A 19,145-nucleotide genomic window follows, 5' to 3' on the forward strand; every position below is an offset into this window, starting at 1 on the left:
ATGGGGACAATTTTAGTGGCGGCTGCTACTTCATTACCTGAGGTTGTTGCATCTATTTCAGCAATTAGAATCAATGCTTATGATATGGCTGTAGGTAATGTCTTTGGCAGTAATATCTTTAATATGGTAATTATTATTGTCAGTGATATTGCTTATCGAGGAGGAAGTGTTTTAAAGGCTGTTTCTTTGACTCATACTTTAACGGCTATACTTGGTCTAATCTTGAGTGCCATTGCTGTCATTGGTCTCTTTTATCGTTCTAAAAAGACCTTCTTAACTATTGGTTGGGATTCTATCACTATTACTGCTATCTACTTATTTGGAGCTTATTTATTGTTTCAGCTAGGAATTAATGTTTAGGGAGGATTAATTTATGAATGAAGGCTTTAATAAATCAAAAGTTAAAACAGGCTTGAAATTTTCATTAGGAGTCAGTATTCTAGCTTCAATTTTATTAATTATATTAACAATGGATGAAAATACAATAGATAAGTTAATGGCTGTTAACATTTATTACTTAGTTTTAGCAGTAATTATTTGTTTTTTGATGTGGTTTGTAGGAGGATTACGAACTAAATTAATAGCTAATGCTTTAGAGGAGAAGCTATCTTTAAAAGCAGGTTTTGATATTTTTTTAGTAGGAGCTTTTGTTTCTAATGTAACTCCTTTTGCTTCAGGAGGAGGTCCTGTTCAAGTTTTATTATTGCATCGTAAGGGTATTTCATTAGGTAAATCGTCAACTATAATTATTATTCAGTTTGTGTTAAGACTTCTTTTCTTTGGAATTTTAGCACCAATCTTATTTTTAAGATTCAAAAGTTTAATTAAGCCTGGAATAATTTCAATTGAGATTTTAAATTTAGCTATTTTATTGGTACTGTTAATTTCAGTTATTATTATCTATTTTATTTGGCAACCAGATAATATTAAATATCTTACTAAAAAAATGACAAAAATTAGAGTTTTGAATTCGTTATTGAAAAATGATAAGACTAAAGGTTTAGTAGATAAATTCTATCAGGAAATGGAAGAATTTCATAATAGCTTGTGGCAATTAACTAAGTATAAACGGAGTAGTTTAATTTGGGCAGGTTTGTGTACTATTATTTTCTGGGGATTATTCTTTACAATAGCTCCAGTAATATTATTGGGATTAGGAGCTAAACCTTTCTTTTTAAGATCTTTTGTAATGCAGACAATATTTTATTTAATCTTACCTTATATTCCAACACCAGGGGGAAGTGGAGTAGCTGAATTAGGTTTTGCTTCTTTCTTTGCTAGTTTTGTTCCTAAGAGTTTACTCGGTCTATTAGCTATTGTGTGGAGAAGTCTTACCTTTTATTTACCTATTATTTTAGGAGGATTAATATTATTAAGAATATTAGGACTTAAGGGCTTAAAGGCTAATAATTGAATAAGTTCTACAATAAAAACAGCATAGGTTAATTTAACATCTTTGAGTTTTTAGATATAATACTACTTTTACCTAATTACTTAGAATTAAGTTTTAGAGATGATATCAAAGAAACTATTGGAGGTGATGAGGTTATGACTAAAGAGTTGACTAATCTTTATCAAGTTGGTAAATCAGAAGCTATATTAGAAACAGCTAAAAAGTTATTAAAAAAGAAGATGAATATAGATGATATAGTAGAGGTTACTGAGTTATCAAAAGAGGAGATAAAAAGAATTAAGGAGCAAGCTCAGCATTAATTTTAAATAACTAAACCTCAGGTTAATTTAACTTGGGGGTTATTTTATTATAAAACTATAATATATATCCTTGTCTTTGTAGATAATATGGATAAAAGATAATAGGTGAACTTAAATGAATTATGTAGGAAAATGGGAGCTGTTTTCTTTAACATTTATCTTTATAATAGGTAATGCAGGGCTGTATTCTTTAGGAGTAGATCGAGCTAAGGAGGATGCTTGGTTAGCAATTTTGTTAGCGATGTTCTTTAGTTATTTATTGGTTTTTATCTATGCTAAGTTACAGTCATTATTTCCTGAGAGCAGCTTATCTGATATTATTATAAGTTTATTAGGCAAAAAACTAGGGATTATTTTAATAATTTTATATGTAATGTACTTCATATATATTATAATTTTAAATTTTAACCTCCATATTGAATTTATTCAAATATACCTTTTACAAAGGTCTTCGATGGTAGTATTGTTTATATTACTTATGTTTAATATGGTTTATATGATCTTAAAAGGTTTTGAGGTAATGGCTAGGGTTTCCGAAATTGTGACAGTATTATTTATAATCTTTTTAATAGTTATATATATAATGCTATTTTTTTCTGGTGCAGTAGATTTTAAAAGATTAGAACCAGTACTAGCAGGAGGGTTTAAACCTTTATGGGAGGTGGCTGTTCCTGAATTGATGATCTTTCCCTTTGGTGATATGGTTATATTTTTAGGGTTATGGAGAATGGTAAAATCTAAAAAGAGTATATTGAAGTTTTCTTTACTTGGTATGACTTTAGCAGGTTTAGTTTTAAGCTTTTCAATTGCTGTAATGGTAGCAGTTTTAGGGGCTAAATTGGCGGCAAGTATAAATATTGCTAATATGGCTTTAAGTCAAATGATTGATGTTGGTTTTATCAAGAATACTGATGCAGTGGTTATAATATTCTTGTTATCTAGTGGCTTTTATAAGATGGTACTCTTCTTATATGCCAGTATATCTTTAGTAACGGATACCTTTAAAGTTAGAAAATCGTTAATAACTATCTTATTTGCTTTATTATTATTGATTTTATTATATGCCCCCTTTACAGGGGTGCCTTTCCATCATTGGATAGCAAGGCTTGATAATCAAACTTTAAGGAAAATAAAGTATATGCACGTAATTTTTCAAATGGTAATTCCTATTATTTTATTGCTAATAGCGTGGTTTGAAAATTTAATAAAAGTAAAGTAAGAATAAAGAGATTTACGACTAAGGTAGTTTCCTTATTCTTAAGACTTATAACTACAAAAACCCCAGATAAGTAAAGTTATCTGTGGTTTTTCTATTTATTTTAGGGTAAAATTGAGGTTAATAGGCAGGAAACAAGGACATAATCACAGAATAAATATAAAGGATAAGTAAAGAATAGCTGGAAAGGAGGTAGCTATGGAGGTTCTTAATTTTAAAAATCAGGCTAATTTAGATATTAAAGAGATATCTCAGATATTTAAGGAATATTTAAAGTTACAGGAAAAGTCTAAAAATACAATTAAGAGCTATCTTCAAGATTTAAAGACTTTTTATCAATGGTGGACTGAAATAAATAAATTTGACCATTTTAGACCTGCTATGATTCATAAGCAGGATATTATAGATTATAAGGAGTATTTACAGGAAGAATTGAATTATTCTCCGAGTACCATTAATCGAAAAGTGGCTTCTTTAAAGGTCTTCTTTAGAATGTGTGTGGGTAAAGACTATATTAAGAATAATCCTGCTAAAGATATTAATTTTCTAGATCAACAGGAGAATAGTCCAAAATCCTTAACTGAAGAACAGAAAAGATCCTTGTTAGAAGTAATCAATCGAGAATGTAATTCTAGAGATAGAGCAATTATGGCTATTTTAATGACTGGTGGGTTAAGAGTTGGGGAGTTAATTAGTTTAAATTGCTTAGACTTTAAGGAGAAGTCTGGAATACTCTTAGTTAAGGGTAAGGGTAATAAATATAGAAGAGTACCAATTCCACAAGGAACAGTCAATGCTCTTAGAAATTATCTAGCTACTAGACTTGATAATCAAGAAGCTATGTTTTTAAGTAATAGAAATCAAAGGATTGCTTATGATACTTTACGAAGTAACATAGATAAACTATTTAAAGAAGCCAAAATTGAAGATGCTACTATACATACTCTCAGACATACAGCAGCTAGAGATATGATTGAGAAACATAATATCAATGATGTAGCAAAGATATTAGGACATTCAGCAGTTACGACTACTCAAATCTATTTAGAACCAAGAGATGAGGATTTGAAGAAAGTTACTGATAGTTTAGATTATTTTTAAGAAGTAATTATGTAAGTGATTTTTATTAAAAGGTGAATTAAGAGGAGGATAAAAAATAATGGTGAATGAAAAAGTGACTGATTTGTTTATTGCCAAATTGCTTGATAATACGAAAATTAATTATACTCCTAATGGGAGTGATATTAAAGAGGTTAAAGATGCTTTGAAGACGGCATCTAAAAAAGGAACTGGTAATGTGGGTTTTCCTGAATTTGTAGGTAAATCAAATGAATTTATAATCGTAATTGAAGACAAAGCTGATTTAGATAAACAAGCTTTATATGAAGATGAAGAATCTGATAAATTAATTATGGAAACAGAAGCCATAATTAATTATGCTGAAAATGGAGCTTTACATTATGCACAGCAGATAGTAGAAAAAACTGAATTTAAAAAGGTATTTGCTTTTGGTTGCTCTGGTGATGAAAAACATCATAAAATCAGACCTATTTTTGTTGATGAAGAAGACTATAAATTATTAAAAGAAGTTGAAAACTTTGAGAATTTTTCAGAAGAGAATATAGTTAAATATTATAAAGAACAAGTTTGTGGTCAAACTCCTGTTGAAACTTTAGAATTAGAAGATATATTAAAAAAATCTGGAATACTTCATGAACACCTTCGTAATTATGGGCAATTAGGAGATTCTGAAAAGCCACTTGTTGTTTCAGCCATTTTATTGGCATTGAGTGAGAAATCTTTTTCTACTAATGATTTAACGGGAGATGAGATTGAAACTGATGGCGAAAAGATCTTTAATGCTCTTTCTACTCATATGAAGAGGGTAAAAGTTCAACCAGAAACTAAAAAAGAGAGGATTCTTAACCAATTTAATATTATTAAAGATAGACCTATTCTTAATCAAATTGATAATCGGTTAGCTAAGACACCATTGAAATTTTTTGCAGAATTCTTAGAAAAAAATATTCTTTCTTCTATTACTAATAATACTGTTGAAGACGTATTAGGTAGATTTTATGGAGAATTTATTCGTTATAGTGGTGGAGATGGACAATCATTAGGAGTTGTTTTAACTCCAAGTCATATAACAGAATTGTTCTGTGATTTAGTAGAAATAAAACCAAATGATATTGTTTTTGACCCATGTTGTGGTACTGGAGCTTTCTTAATTGCAGCAATGCATAAGATGTTAAAACAAGCCAATCCTGAAGATGAGGATAAAATAAAGAAAGATCAGATATTTGGTATAGAAGTTAGAGAAGATATGTTCTCTATCGCTACTACTAATATGATTTTAAGAGGTGATGGAAAGAGTAATTTAATTTGTGATGACTTTTTAAAACGTTCTATTAAAGATTTACAAAAAGATAATTATACTATAGGCTTTATGAATCCACCATATTCTCAAGCCAAAGGAAAGGATACTGCTCATCTATCAGAGATTCACTTTATAAAGCATTTATTAGATGGAATGGCTGAAGAGGGAAGATGTGTTGTGATTGTTCCCCAATCAACGATGATTGGAAAGAGAAAAGAGGATAGACAAGCTAAAAAACAAATTTTGAAAGAGCATACTTTAGAAGGGGTGATTACCCTGAATAAAGAGACTTTTTATGGGGTAGGAACAAACCCTTGTATTGCTGTGTTTACTGCACATAAATCTCATTCTAAGAAGAAATATTGTAAATTCATTAATTTTGAGGATGATGGATTTGAAATTAATAAGCATATAGGTCTAGTGGAAACGGAAAGAGCTAAAGAAAGAAAAGCTCACCTTTTAGATTGCTGGTTACATGATGCTCCTGCTGAAAGTAAATTTATGGTTAAAACTCAAATTAAAGATACCGATGAATGGTTACACTCTTTTTATTATTTTAATGATGAAATTCCAAAAGAAGAAGATTTTGAAAAGGTTATGGCAGATTATCTTTCTTTTGAATTTGATATGATTACCCATAGTAGAGGCTATTTATTTGTAGAGGATGATGAAGATGAAAACGGAGCTTAATGATAGAAATTGGGAAGAGTTTTTTCTTACAGATGTTTTTAGTATTAATTCAACAAGTAGTGGTATAGATAAAAATAAATTAATTAGGAAAAACGGAACTATACCATATATAACTCGAACTGAACTTAATAATGGTTGTGATTTATTTATTGGTGAGCAAGAGGAAAAATATAAGAAAGATAAAAGTAATGTAATTACAATAGGTTTAGATACTCAGACAGTATTCTATCAAAATAAATCGTTTTATACAGGACAAAATATTCAAATACTAAGTAATCCTAATTTAAATAAATATAATGCTCAATTTATTATTAAACTTTTGAAAATACAAATGAAAAAATTTAATTGGGGAGGAAATGGTGCAACTTTAACAAGGCTTAAACGTAGTAAGATCCTTCTTCCTATTTCTGATAATAGACAACCAGACTATGAATTTATGGAAAACTATATGAAAGCAAAAGAACAAGTCTTAATTAAAAGGTATAAGAATTATATTTCAAAAAGACTTGATAAACTTAAAAGTTATTTAGGAGTAAAATCTCTATCAGAAAAAGAATGGAAAGAATTTGATGTACCTGATATATTTCCAAAACTACAAAGGGGTAAGAGACTTAAAAAAGCTGACCATATCCCAGGCAAGATGCCTTATATATCATCAACTGCTGAAAATAATGGAATTGATGATTATGTAAGTAATGATGAGGATGTAAGAATCTTTTCTAATTGCTTAACGCTTGCCAATAGTGGTAGTGTTGGCTCTTGTTTTTATCAACCCTTTGAGGTAGTTGCAAGTGATCATGTTACTCATTTAAAGAATAATGATTTAAATAAATATTCATATCTGTTTATTTCTCAGATATTATCTCGATTAGGTGAAAAGTATAGTTTTAATAGAGAGATTAGTGATAAAAGATTGAAAAGAGAAAAGATTCTTCTACCCACTAATGAAGCAGGAGAACCAGATTATAAATACATGGAAAACTATATGAAGAAAATTGAGTACAAAAAAATAAAAGAATATCTGCAATATTTAGAAAAGAAATTTGAATAATTGCTAATTAACAAAGAAATATTAAATACCTAATATTGTAATAAGTTAATGGAGGTTGGTTAGTAAATATGGGTTTATCAAGGCTAAAGAAAATTGATTTAAGAGAATATTGGACTCATGAAGCATATGACTTTACAACATGGTTGTCAAAATCTAATAATCTTGAATTATTAAGTGATGAAGTTGGGGTAGAAATTTCTTTGTTAGAAACTGAAGCAAGTGTAGGTAGATTTAAAGTTGATATGTTAGCAGAAGAAGCTAATACAGGTAGAAAAATAATTATTGAAAACCAACTAGAAAAGACTGACCATGACCATCTTGGAAAGTTGATAACCTATGCTTCAGGGTTAGAAGCTAATATTGTTATATGGATCGTAAAAGAAGCTTTAGAAGAACATCAACAGGCTATTTCATGGCTTAATGAACATACCGATGGAGAATTAAGTTTCTTTTTAATTCAAATTGAATTATGGCAGATTGATGATTCTAATTATGCTCCTAAGATTAATGTGATAGCTAAACCAAATGATTGGTATAAAGAGGTTAAGAATACTATTGAAACTACTAAATTGACAGAGACTAAAAAGTTACAATTAGAGTTTTGGACCAGTCTAAAAGAATATTCTAAAGATATCAATTCTACTATAAACTTTAGGAATCCATATCCTCAGCATTGGTATGATGTAAGTTTTGGTTCTTCAGATGCTCATATTTCATTAACAGTTAATACTCAAAGAGATGAGATTGCATGTGAGATTTATATTTCTGATTCTAAAGAGACCTTCTTTCGTTATCTAGAGCATAAAGAAAGCATTGAAAATAATATTGGTTCTAAGCTAGAATGGTATGAGCTTCCAGAGAAAAAAGCAAGTAGAATAAAGCTAACTAAAGAATTTATACTTGATAATAAGGAAAAATGGGAAGAAGCATTTATTTGGTTTATAGAAAAAGTGAGATTATTTCAAGATGAATTTAGTAAATATTAAAAAAGATATTAAGATAGATATTATTAGTGATATTTAAATAGCCATCAAGGATATACATACTCTTATGAAGATAAAGAGATTAAAGTAAACTTATATTACTATAATGAAGATTCACCACCTTCTGGAATTAAGGAATCTTATAAGAAATATTGGGAATTTGATTTAAATAAAATATTTCAAATTATAAATTGTTTTAAAACAGAGCTGTCTTATAAGATGGCTTTGTTTTAATTTTGTTTGATTTTTGATATTATATTAATTGAATTGTGTAACATTTAATATGTTTTTATTTATTCTATTTCTATAAAAAATACTGCTGATTTAAATTATATTAGTTAGAGATGTTTTCATTATTTAAAGAGTAATAAAAATCAATTTTTCAACATTGAGATATATTTATTTATTCGATTATTGAAATATTGCTAAATATACTTGGGGTAAATAGATGATATTATTTTTTATAAATTAAATGTTGTGTATTTGTAGAGTATTTACTTTAAATTTGTAACAGTTAGCTATTTGGTATTTATTGTAATGTGCGTCTTTAGGAATGTTTAGCTCTCAAAAATGGATTAATTTTAAGAATAAATAACTTGATTATAATTAAAAACTAATATATTGAAGAAAACAATGAATAATTATTTAGTTTATTAAAAGAATAAAGTTTTAGTTATAAAACAAACAACTATTATATTACAGAACAAAACAAAAACACAGGTGCGACGAATGAAAAGTAAATAAACCAACCAAACAGAAAAATATTTTACAGATAACTTGAAAAAGGGTACGTTTTATGTTAACATTATTATAGATAAAATAATATCAAAAAAAGGAGAGGGGTGAATAGAATATGCAATTCCAATGGTATGACCCAGATACAGGAGCACCTGTGATTTCTATAGCCAATTATGGTATTAATTTTTCGAGTGGAGCTATAGATGTTCTTGGAAAACCAATATATATAAAAATAGGAATTGACTCTGAGAATAATATTTTAGGAATTAAACCTCTGCAAGAAGAAGAAGATGGAGTTATAAAGTTTATAAGTAGAGAACGTCAGGGGAATGTCAGAATTACAAGCAAAGATTTTATTAGGTTTATTAAGAGCAAATTATTAGATGAAGACATTATTGAGGATAGTGCTAAAAAATATATAGCTAAGTGGGATAAAGATAACGAAATATTAATTATTAACTTAAATGATCCTATTCAAAAATAAAATAACCAAGGGATAGGTGGCACTATCTCTTGGTTCACATAGATAAGGAACACTAGCAGGTTCCTAAAACTATAAAATTTTTGTAAGCATTCAATTTATTTTAACATAAATTTTATAGTTTAGCAATCCCCTGCTAGAGACTGGAGGATGAAATATGCCTTCTAATAAGAAAGATAAGGATAATAAGAAACAGTATATTTATAGAGCTTCAATGACTATTAATGGTACTACTTATTATGCTAAGAATTATGGTAAGAAGGCTTTTAAGATTCCTATTAACTAATTATAATAGGATAAAATTAATAAAATCTCTAGGAGGTACAAATAATGAGGAATTTAAATATTGCTGAACATATGAATAGTAAAAAACTAGATAGGAGTAATTCTGATACTCCTATAAAACTTAAAGAATTAAAAAATTTGATTGGAGAAAGAGAGTTAGATAAAAAGGTATATGAATGTTATGATATTAGTAAATTTGGACATGAAGAAGATAATATAAGGATAAAAGGAATAAGTGAATTATTATCTGCTTTTTATGAGATTAATAATAAAGTAAATAAATATGATATTATAGAGAAGTTAGAAAATGTTGAGTATATAGGACTTGAAGAGAATAAAGAAATAAGGCTTTATTTTCCTGAACATGATATATCAGCTTCAGGTGTTTATGGTTTTAGTTATGATCTGCTGAATGAGTTATTTAAAATGGGTGGCTTATATAATTACTGTAAGCAAAATGATTATCGTGATATATTGAAAGATGTTATAGATGGTTTGTTTAGTAGGTCGACTGATATTGAAAAAAGATACAGATTGATAGAATATAATGATGATGTGCTTTTAAGAGCTAATACTTCGATGAAGTATAAAAGATATGATAATAATATTGTTATGTATATATACTTATTAGCATTGCATAAGTATGCAACAGATAGTGATTTGTTCTTCATTCTTGATAAAGCTCATATAAGTGATTCTGCTATGATATTATTTCTTGAACAAGAAAACCCTATACAGGTTGATGGTTTAGGGGATGTATATTTTAGTGCAGTAGTTTCAAATAGTGAGATAAAAAAAGGTAAGGTAGAATTTGCCTTAAGGTATAGAATAGTGGATGATGGAGCTGAGTTTAAAGTATTACCAGATATTAAAGATTCATTATTCTCAGTAATGCATAATTTGAAAGTGGAGAATTTAGAATCTAAAATAGAGGATATTTTTGAGCTAGAGGGATATAAAAATTCTATGTTAGATTATATTTCCAATATAAAAAGTATGAGATTAACGGAGGATACACTACAGTTTCTAATGGGACAAATTACAACAAGGAGAACCAAACTTAGCTCTGAAACAAAGAAAAAATTTGAAGAACTATATGACCAAGAACTAATTCCTAATTCAATGAATTTAATTAAAGCTTTTGATAAAGTTAGTGAAATTACAGCAGACTTTGATGAAAAAATTTATTTAGAACGTCTTTATTACAAAGTTATAAAGAAAGTAATTGGTGATTAATAGTTGTGATATAGTTAGATATTAGATTAATTAACTAAGCTTCTAACTGTTTGAATTCAAACAGTTAGAAGCTTAGTTATCATTTTAAGGAGTGATAGATGTGTTAATAAAGCAAACAAGAATAATCAATTTGTCAAAGTTGAGCTATATTGACGAAGGTGAAGTTATTAGAATTGCTATAGATAATTTAGAACGGTTCAAAGATAGAGTAGTAGAAATCGGATTTAAAACTCCAATAAAGGCAGGAGATACAATTTTACCTAAAACTGTAGGAGCTGTCTCTAATAGAAATGCTAATGGTGATTATGAAATTCATAGGGATCAAGAAAAGGAAACTTGTTATAGAATGATAGAATGGACATATAAGCAGTGGGCTGGGCGAGGTAAAACTGTTGAAGTTACTGATTCTACTGATAAAGCATATGAAAGATATCCCCGAACATTTATACCTCCTCAATCTGTGGAATTAACAGTAATAGAAAAAGATAAAAAATTAATAATTATTTCACCAGAAATTACTTTTAATCAAGAGAACAAGGATATAATAGTACACGTAGTTAATTTATTTCTGGAAATTTTCGGAGAGTGTAGGGTGTTAAATAATAAAAATCAAGTTATAAAGATTCCTGAGGTAATTAAGCTCAATTGGGAAGTACTTCCTAAGGGGAAAATGCCATGGAAAAAAAGGAAAATCCAAATAAAGAATTTTATAAATCGTGCGAAAGGAACAAATAAAGATGTAGTAAAGAAGCGTTTAGAGGAGATAAATAAGTTTGAGCCAGATTTCACAGCTATTGGAAATGGTGGATTTAATGGTTATATTATTCATGGTTTTATTGATAAGAGTCTTTATGTGCTTGAAAGCATATATACAAATAATGCAACTTATGTTCTTGAAAATGATTGGGAGTTTATTTCTAAGCTTACTAAGGGGCAAATACTTAATAATGACCTTCACAAAGAAAGAATTATTCATACGAAAAGTTGGTATAAGAAGATAAATAAACTATTAAATGACATTAACTGATTTATTTAAGGGGTGGAACAAAGGTTTATAAATATAAGATAGTAATATATTATTAGTCTTAGAAAATCAATTAGAAGGTGGTTAGGAATATTCCTAACCACCTTTTTGTAATATTATTTTATTTAATAAGCTACTTAAAATTATCAATCCGATACCGCCCGATAATCTACCAAATCGATTTCGTTTTTATCGGACAATATCGGATATTTTTGTTTACAACTCAATCTTACCATGATATACTAAGGTTGTAATACATAAATCATAGGAGGTAATGAGAGTATGAAATCAATCAATATTAAGTATGCTGGTTATGATTCTGGTTACGATTCATGCAAATTAATCACTAATATAATGCAGGAAAATAATCAGGAACCGTTAATTTATCCCTCATTGGCTAAAGAATCAGTAGGGGGCTTAGCTAACGATAAATCTATTGGAATGAATGAACCAATCTCTAAAGAAGCTATGCTGATTAAAGTAAAGGATCAAGATGATAATTACTATAACTTTATGATTGGTGAGTATGTAATTACTCAATTAGAAACTGGTGGGACAAACTATGACGTTGATAAATATAATGAGCCTAGTGAATTAGCTAAATTATTGGCTGGACTATCAGTATTACATCCTAATACTGACCAAATAGTTATTGATACCTTAGTAATTGGCTTACCTATCCAACATTATCAAGAACATAAAGAAGCTATGACTAAGAGGTTTACTGATTCTTTTGAAGGTCAAATTACCAATCAAGAAGGTAATATTGTTACTATCAGATATGAATTTAAAAATGTAATTGTAATGCCACAAGGTTTAGGGGCTTTAATGTACTATATGAATACTGAGGAAGGTCAGGAGAGTTTAAAAGGCAGATTAGGTATTTTAGATATTGGAGGAAGAACAACAGATATCTTTGCTTATAATAATAATAGAATTATTGAAGGTTCTCCTTATAGTATCAATATAGGAATGTCTAATGTATTTAGATCAGTTAGTAATAAACTTAATCTTGAAGAGAATTTAGTTAGAGAAGCAGTAATTAAAGGTCAAGATTCTGTCAGATATAATCAAAAAGAAATTGGAATTACATCATTAGTAGAAGAGTATTCAGAGAATACAGCTAATAATATAGCCTTTGAAACTCGTAATAAATGGAGAGATTTTATAGGATTAGTAGATAAGATTTTAATCATTGGTGGGGCAAGTGAAAAGCTTAAACCTTATATTAATCCTGCTTTTAATGATATTAATGTAGAGTTACTGTCTAATACTCAAACTGCTAATGTATTAGGATATCTATTAAGAGGACAAGATATTTATAATAGAAAAAATAATGAGTAGGTGTGAGTATGAGTGATTTTAAATTAAGAGTTGATGTTAAGTTATCTAATCGGACTTTAGGTGAGGAACAGCTAAAGTGGGTAGAGGAAGAATGGAATAATTATGAAGGAAATAAATCAGATTTTATTCGTGATTTGATAGAAATAGCCTATCAACATCAGAATGAAATTAAAGATGAAAAAGAGGATATCTTAAGTAAGATTAAGCAATTAGTTAACAGTACTCCACAAGATAAGAAGGAGACTATTCCAGAAGAGACATCACAACAAGCTGCACAGACAATGGATTCTTTATTAAGTCAGCTTGATAATATGTAAATAAGGACATTTGTCCCCCCTTATAGCTACTAGCTTTGATGAGGGTGGACAGATGTCCTTATAAATAAAAATATAAAATAAAAAAGGATTAAATAATTATTTGTTGAATTAGTAGGTTAAGACAAAAAATAAAAAAATGCCCTGTAGGGCATATATAATAAATCGACGGGTAATCGATGCTGGAACCACCGATTAACCTTCAGATAGAGTGCTGGAACCACTTTATCTCGCCGATATATTACGTTTTTTATGACAATATTATACTCTAAAAAGCATAAGCTTGTCAAATGTAATTATTGGAATACAAGAGGACTTGTAAGAGGTAGAGTAAGTTAATGACTCTATCTGTTATGAGTCCTTTTTTTATTTTCAAGCTCTAATATATATATTCTAGATTAAAACAATTATTCCTTGTCCAAAACAAAAAATAATCAATTTCAGAAGGGAGGAAAGTAATTATCATGTCATTATCTGATAAAGTTAGAGAATTTATAAAATTATTTATTCCTAAGCAGAAAAAGTTCCATAAAGATAAGAAAAGTAGAGAAGCATTTAATGTTCAAGGCTTTTCAATGGTTTTTGGACATAACTATAAAAATCATCCTGATTTTGCTGCTCTTGATTTTTCTGAAATGCCAAGAGATTTAAGTGATTTAGACAAGATTTATATTGCTGAAGAGACTGATAATTACTTTACTCCTAATATCTTCTTAGGAAATAACTATGACCGTAGTGGTGGTAGTAGAAAACATGCTCATAAATGTACTTGGATTCAAGATTTATTCATTGATATTGATGGTACAAATGGAATTACAGATCCAGATCAAGCTAAAGAAGTATTATATCAAGCACTACAAGACTTAGGAATACCCAAACCTACAGCTTTAATACATACTTCAACCAATCCAGATGTCCATTTACAAGTCCATTGGTTAATTGATCCTTTATGGGTTTATGATAATCGGAAGGAAACAGTTAATAATGGAGAGTTACTAAGTTGGCATTATAACGTAATGAGTGCCTTAGTAGAGTTGTTACAGGAACAACTGCCTGATTGGGAGTTAGATACAACTAAAAGTACCGATATTAGCACCTATGCTCGTTTACCTTACTCTTATAATCAAAAGACTGGACAGTTAGTAGAAGTATTGGATGTACAGGACAGAAGGTGGACATTAGAGGACAGTTGGGTAGCTAATATTCTAAAGAGAAGCTATGAGAATAATAACCAAAAAGAGTATATTAAAATTAATACGGATATCAAATTACTAGAACATCCTCAAATTCAGGTCTTATTACAAGGGGTATCAGAAGGTTATCGTAACTATGCCCAGTATGCTATTGCTTTAGCTTGTAAGTATGATGGTTTAAGCCAAGAAGAAGCTATTAAAGTACTGTTAAAGCAAAATAAGAAGTGTTGCCCTAAAGAGAGAAAGAGTAAGGTTATAGGAGTTCTGAAATCGGCTTATCGTGGTGATAAAGGCTTAAGCAGTAAAATAGTAGCTCAATTAGTCAGCGACATTACAGGGCAAGAGGTGAAGCCAGATTATAGTCTTTTTGCAGTCTGTAAAGAAGGGATTAAAATTAATCCTAAAGCTAAAAAAGGGATTTATACACCTAAGCAAGTGATGATTCAGCGAGTAGTTAAGGAAGCTCTAGAGTTGATTAGAAAGGGGGTGCAAGTCCTTCCTTCTTCCAAAGAGATGGCTCAGTTAGTTGGAGTTAGTCCTAGTAGCTTAAAGAAGATCTGGTCGGAGATTATTAAAATTTTAAAGAATCTTGGTTTACAGTTAGATAATTCTGCTCATTATCATCATAAGTACATAATCCTTGATAGAGCTAAAGAGTTACTTAAAAAGGCTAAACCTCACATGATCAATTTAGAGGTCTTAGAATCCATTGTGAAGGCTTTGAGAAGTAAGTATTCTATAATAGAATTATTGGAACTTAAAACTCAAGAGGAGATAGCCAATTTTGCAAATTCAGTAGCTAATTCACCACCCTAAAAAATAATAAAATGGGGGGGGTGCAAAATCCCTATATAGACTTTATGCTATCTTTATTCTTTTTTAGATGGGTTACAAGGTTTTGTTTTTGAGGAGAAGAGTTGTTCATAATTGACTATGTCTTATATGTCTATGGTAATTATTATTGTTAGGAGAGGAATGAGTTAGTTTTAGTTTAAGATAATGGTGGAGGAAATCATATATATTCTTTATAAGAGAGGGGTAGGGTTGTTTTTAGGTTATATTTGAATAGAAGATGGTAATTCTCTTTCTAAAAGGATAATTAATTGGTTTATATGTTCTTAATGTATTATAGATTATGTTTTATTTGAATAACGTATAATATGACGTATATTTTAACGTATAATTATCGTATTTAAGAACGTATAGCTAACGTATAGTTATCGTATTAAGGGAGGGAAGTTATTTGTCAGAAGCTAAGATTAAGTTTTTATGTATATGTGGAGTAGAGGGTGATTGGTTAGATTGGTTTAAGCATATAAGAACCGATGGTGAGCATGGTATAGCTAAGATAATCAATAATGATATTGGAGAATCGGTAGATACTCAAAAAGCAGCACAGGATAAAGGATGGTTAGAAGCTGGAAGAACTAAAGGAAAAAGAAAAAGTAGGAACAAAGTCAATCAAAAGGGTGAAAGTGAGAAGGTTAAAAAAGAAGAGTTTAGTAAAGAAGAACCTAAACGATATGCTGAAACTATTACTGGTGAGGTTTTACAGACCAATGTAAAGATTCATCCTTATGTTTATGAGTCTTTTGTTCAAGTAATGGGGATGATGCCTAAAAAGTATCCTAAAGATGATAAAGAGACTTTTAGTAAATATATTCTGCATTTATCAATCTTCTTTAGATTAGTAACTAATTCAATGTTGCCTTGGGGTGACCAATTAGCTAAGTCTATTATGCAACAATCAGCTAATCAAGAGGAGGTTGAATGATGGCTAAAAGTGATAGAGATAAAATCTTTGATCGGGATATTGCAGATATGGGAGCTGCTATTAGTGCTATGATGGAAGGAAAGCGAGATGTAAGCCAGGATAATAATTTTTCCTCTAAGCTGGACAAAGTGCTAGAAGAGATAACTGAATCTACTAAGGTTAAAAATCAAATAGAAGCCTTAGTTAAGCTACAGGGGAACGATAATCAAGGTGATGTATTTAAGCAATTAAGTGAAGCTGGTCTGCCCTTATCTGAGCTAATAGGAGTGAATCAAGAGCAAACTAAGACTATGCAACAACTTTTAGATAAAGAGCGGCAAAGAAGGTTAGAAAGTGAGGAAAAAGCCCTTAAAGTCAATCAACAAAATAAATCTCAAGAAATGAATATGATGATGAAGATGTTTGAAATGCAAATGGAGAATCAAAAACAGCAGATGGACTCTTTTAAAGATTTAGTCGTTGAATTAAAGAATGAAATTAAGGAAGTTAAAAATGGTTCTAATTCTAATACTAAATCAAAGAATGACCCAATTAAAACTGCTACTCAGAAGTTACTTAATGAAGCCATTGATGAAAAATTAAATACTCAATATCCAGACCCTTTTGAGCAGATAATGTATAATAAGGAACGGTTAAATGCTTTACAAGAGATTTTTGGTGGTAATAATATAGATAAGAATAAATTAGATTTAAAACACCAAATTGAATTAAAGAAGATTGAACTTGAAGATAATTGGAGAAGGGAAGAAGCACAAAGAGAAAGGGAATTAGAAGAGAAGAAGTTGCAGAAGTGGGATGTATTTATAGGCAGCTTACAACAGGTCTTACCTGCTGTAGCACAGGCAGTAGCAAGTAATAATAGTCAAGAGAGTAATCAATCTTCTAAGCAAGAAGAGTCTTTTAATAAGCAGAATATGAGTGGTTCAAGTGGTGTTGTTAATAATAACTTAATATGTCGCCAATGTGGCAGGTCATATACTTTTGATAATGCCCCTAATGTCTGTGAGTGTGGAGTAGTTTTATTTGAAGAGACAGAAGAAGAGGTAGCTCAACATGAGTAAGCAAACAGGTATTTTAGAAGAAACAGTTTATAATATTTCAATTAATTATGTTAGCAATTCAATCATAACTTGGTTAGAGCAGCAAGATATAGAAAAGCTTAAATCTATTATTAGGACCAGAAAAGATATAGTACCTGAAATCAATCAGCAAGTCTCTGCTAATCAAATTAGAAAGATACCAGAGCAGTATAAACAGATGATAGTCAACTATTTGCCTGTTGTTCAAAATAGAGCAGTTAAGGATATTATTTTAAAGCTTAAACAATATCCTAAATATAAAAGAATTATTGACTTAGATAAAGAGTTTGTTCAGGAATTATTAACCAGAGGGAGTAATATACTAATAGTAAGAGTTGGGGATTTATTTTAATTCATCATAATAATACAGGTACTAAATCAAATAACATATAATTTCAAATTTCATATATAAATCAACTAAGAAACCACTAGAATCTAATATTCAGGTGGTTTCTTTTATTAATAGAAAGGTGGTGAACTATGGCTGTCTTTGATAATAGACAACTTGTTATTAGTGGGATAACCATTGAGCAAATTTCTGAAATTATTGTAAACAGATTTGAAAGAGGAGAGCCAGTAGAATTACAGTTAATTAATTTAGTCCCTACCTATTATGGAGCTATTAATTATCCTCGGCTTCCTGCTGAGCAGAAATATATAGCTTTATTATTTGGTTCAGTAGCTAATAAGTTAAATGATAAGATTGAAAGAATTTATTCTAATCTTCAGCGATGGGAGCAAAATATTCCTTATGTTTCTTTTGAAGAAAATTCATTGATTATTAGATGGCGGGCTAAGACTTCTGTTGAAGATTTTGGAGCAGGTCTTGAAAAGTTATTAGCTTCTAAAGATGTTCATTCTTTGGGGATAATTGAACTAAATAATCCTATTGCTGACTGGTTAGTAGATGACATACAAGTCTATAAATATAATGAGTCTGGTGTGGGAGAAGTTAGAGAGATAGAAGAAGAGAAACAATCTTTTTTTAATAACCTGCTAACAGGAATAACTGAGAATAGTACTTTAGGAGTCCCTAATGCCCTCTGGATTATAGCAGGGGTGATAGTAATTCCTCAAATTTTATTGACAATTAGGGAATTTAATCCTAATGACTAATAATATAGATATATTAAAGGGGCGGGTATTTACTAAACCCTGAGTAAGAATAAAAACTTTAAGGAGGTTTGATTTATGCCTAGAACACCTACTGAAAATGCAGTTTTCTTAGGTACATCTGCTGGTTCTGGTTTATTATTAGAGGTTATGGAGAATAGATTAGGAGGGCAACAAGCTCTAGGAGGTACTATGCCAATCTTACTTGGTGCTGGTGTAGCAGCAGCTGGGATAGCTACTTCAATGTTTAGTCAAGGAAGAATGATGGAGAGTTTTGGTGATGGTTTAGCTGGTGGTTCTTTAGGTTGGACAGGTGGTAAGTTGGTTGAAATGGGATTATTAGGAGGATTAATAGGAAATAATCCTGCTGGTGGACAGACCCAAAGTGGTGGAGCAGCAAATGTTGTGAGAGTTAATAATCCTGTTAGAGTAAAAAGAACACCAAATAGAACAGTATCTAATCAAAGTAGAAGAAGGTCTTCTAGTTCTAATAATATAGTTGAATTATAAATTTAGAAAATAGAAAAGGGG

General features: G+C 29.8%; 19 protein-coding genes and 1 pseudogene. All 20 read left to right on the plus strand.

Translation table 11 applies throughout. The features are described from left to right. Positions 1-360 (plus strand): annotated as a pseudogene (locus BX659_RS16675) (sodium:calcium antiporter); the annotation flags it as partial. Between the two features lie 13 nt (positions 361-373). Next, complete coding sequence (locus BX659_RS16680) at positions 374-1,414, plus strand: lysylphosphatidylglycerol synthase transmembrane domain-containing protein (RefSeq protein ID WP_097019416.1); 1,041 nt, start codon at positions 374-376, stop codon at positions 1,412-1,414. Between the two features lie 134 nt (positions 1,415-1,548). Beyond that, positions 1,549-1,713 (plus strand): hypothetical protein, encoded by a 165-nt coding sequence (locus BX659_RS19145; protein ID WP_166667972.1) that lies wholly within the window; start codon positions 1,549-1,551, stop codon positions 1,711-1,713. A 115-nt stretch (positions 1,714-1,828) separates the two neighbouring features. After that, complete coding sequence (locus tag BX659_RS16685; protein WP_097019417.1) at positions 1,829-2,932, plus strand: GerAB/ArcD/ProY family transporter; 1,104 nt, start codon at positions 1,829-1,831, stop codon at positions 2,930-2,932. A 195-nt stretch (positions 2,933-3,127) separates the two neighbouring features. Continuing rightward, positions 3,128-4,030, plus strand: coding sequence for a tyrosine-type recombinase/integrase (locus tag BX659_RS16690; protein ID WP_097019418.1), 903 nt, complete (start codon positions 3,128-3,130; stop codon positions 4,028-4,030). Positions 4,031-4,088: 58 nt separating this feature from the next. Further along, a complete protein-coding gene (locus BX659_RS16695; protein WP_097019419.1) occupies positions 4,089-5,999 on the plus strand; it encodes an HsdM family class I SAM-dependent methyltransferase in 1,911 nt (636 codons plus the stop codon). Then, positions 5,977-7,050 carry a restriction endonuclease subunit S gene (locus BX659_RS16700; protein WP_219884437.1) on the plus strand — a complete coding sequence of 358 codons (1,074 nt, stop codon included), beginning with the start codon at positions 5,977-5,979 and terminating at the stop codon, positions 7,048-7,050. Before BX659_RS16695 ends, BX659_RS16700 begins: the two co-directional genes overlap by 23 nt. A gap of 68 nt (positions 7,051-7,118) precedes the next feature. After that, positions 7,119-8,036: a DUF4268 domain-containing protein gene (locus BX659_RS16705; protein WP_097019421.1), complete on the plus strand. Its 918-nt coding sequence runs from the start codon at positions 7,119-7,121 to the stop codon at positions 8,034-8,036. An 850-nt stretch (positions 8,037-8,886) separates the two neighbouring features. Then, positions 8,887-9,255 carry a hypothetical protein gene (locus BX659_RS16710; protein ID WP_097019422.1) on the plus strand — a complete coding sequence of 123 codons (369 nt, stop codon included), beginning with the start codon at positions 8,887-8,889 and terminating at the stop codon, positions 9,253-9,255. Positions 9,256-9,409: 154 nt separating this feature from the next. After that, a complete protein-coding gene (locus BX659_RS19525) occupies positions 9,410-9,538 on the plus strand; it encodes a hypothetical protein (RefSeq protein ID WP_258176155.1) in 129 nt (42 codons plus the stop codon). 44 nt (positions 9,539-9,582) lie between these two features. Beyond that, positions 9,583-10,773, plus strand: a complete 1,191-nt coding sequence (locus BX659_RS16715) for a hypothetical protein (RefSeq protein ID WP_097019423.1) — start codon at positions 9,583-9,585, stop codon at positions 10,771-10,773. A gap of 100 nt (positions 10,774-10,873) precedes the next feature. Then, positions 10,874-11,800 (plus strand): hypothetical protein, encoded by a 927-nt coding sequence (locus BX659_RS16720; protein WP_097019424.1) that lies wholly within the window; start codon positions 10,874-10,876, stop codon positions 11,798-11,800. Between the two features lie 279 nt (positions 11,801-12,079). Further along, complete coding sequence (locus BX659_RS16725) at positions 12,080-13,141, plus strand: ParM/StbA family protein (RefSeq protein ID WP_097019425.1); 1,062 nt, start codon at positions 12,080-12,082, stop codon at positions 13,139-13,141. Between the two features lie 8 nt (positions 13,142-13,149). Next, positions 13,150-13,458 carry a hypothetical protein gene (locus BX659_RS16730; protein WP_097019426.1) on the plus strand — a complete coding sequence of 103 codons (309 nt, stop codon included), beginning with the start codon at positions 13,150-13,152 and terminating at the stop codon, positions 13,456-13,458. A 461-nt stretch (positions 13,459-13,919) separates the two neighbouring features. Continuing rightward, positions 13,920-15,464, plus strand: coding sequence for a hypothetical protein (locus BX659_RS16735; protein WP_097019427.1), 1,545 nt, complete (start codon positions 13,920-13,922; stop codon positions 15,462-15,464). Positions 15,465-15,891: 427 nt separating this feature from the next. Continuing rightward, positions 15,892-16,422, plus strand: a complete 531-nt coding sequence (locus BX659_RS16740) for a hypothetical protein (RefSeq protein ID WP_097019428.1) — start codon at positions 15,892-15,894, stop codon at positions 16,420-16,422. Beyond that, positions 16,422-17,483, plus strand: coding sequence for a hypothetical protein (locus BX659_RS16745; RefSeq protein WP_097019429.1), 1,062 nt, complete (start codon positions 16,422-16,424; stop codon positions 17,481-17,483). The genes BX659_RS16740 and BX659_RS16745 overlap by 1 nt, the downstream gene beginning before the upstream one ends. Continuing rightward, on the plus strand, positions 17,476-17,853 hold the full coding sequence (locus BX659_RS16750) for a hypothetical protein (protein WP_097019430.1): 378 nt from the start codon (positions 17,476-17,478) through the stop codon (positions 17,851-17,853). The genes BX659_RS16745 and BX659_RS16750 overlap by 8 nt, the downstream gene beginning before the upstream one ends. Positions 17,854-17,981: 128 nt before the next feature. After that, positions 17,982-18,617 carry a hypothetical protein gene (locus tag BX659_RS16755; protein ID WP_097019431.1) on the plus strand — a complete coding sequence of 212 codons (636 nt, stop codon included), beginning with the start codon at positions 17,982-17,984 and terminating at the stop codon, positions 18,615-18,617. A gap of 75 nt (positions 18,618-18,692) precedes the next feature. Next, on the plus strand, positions 18,693-19,124 hold the full coding sequence (locus BX659_RS16760) for a hypothetical protein (RefSeq protein WP_097019432.1): 432 nt from the start codon (positions 18,693-18,695) through the stop codon (positions 19,122-19,124). Positions 19,125-19,145: the final 21 nt, after the last annotated feature.

Source organism: Orenia metallireducens, from assembly GCF_003001995.1.
Lineage (GTDB): Bacteria > Bacillota > Halanaerobiia > Halobacteroidales > Halobacteroidaceae > Orenia > Orenia metallireducens_B.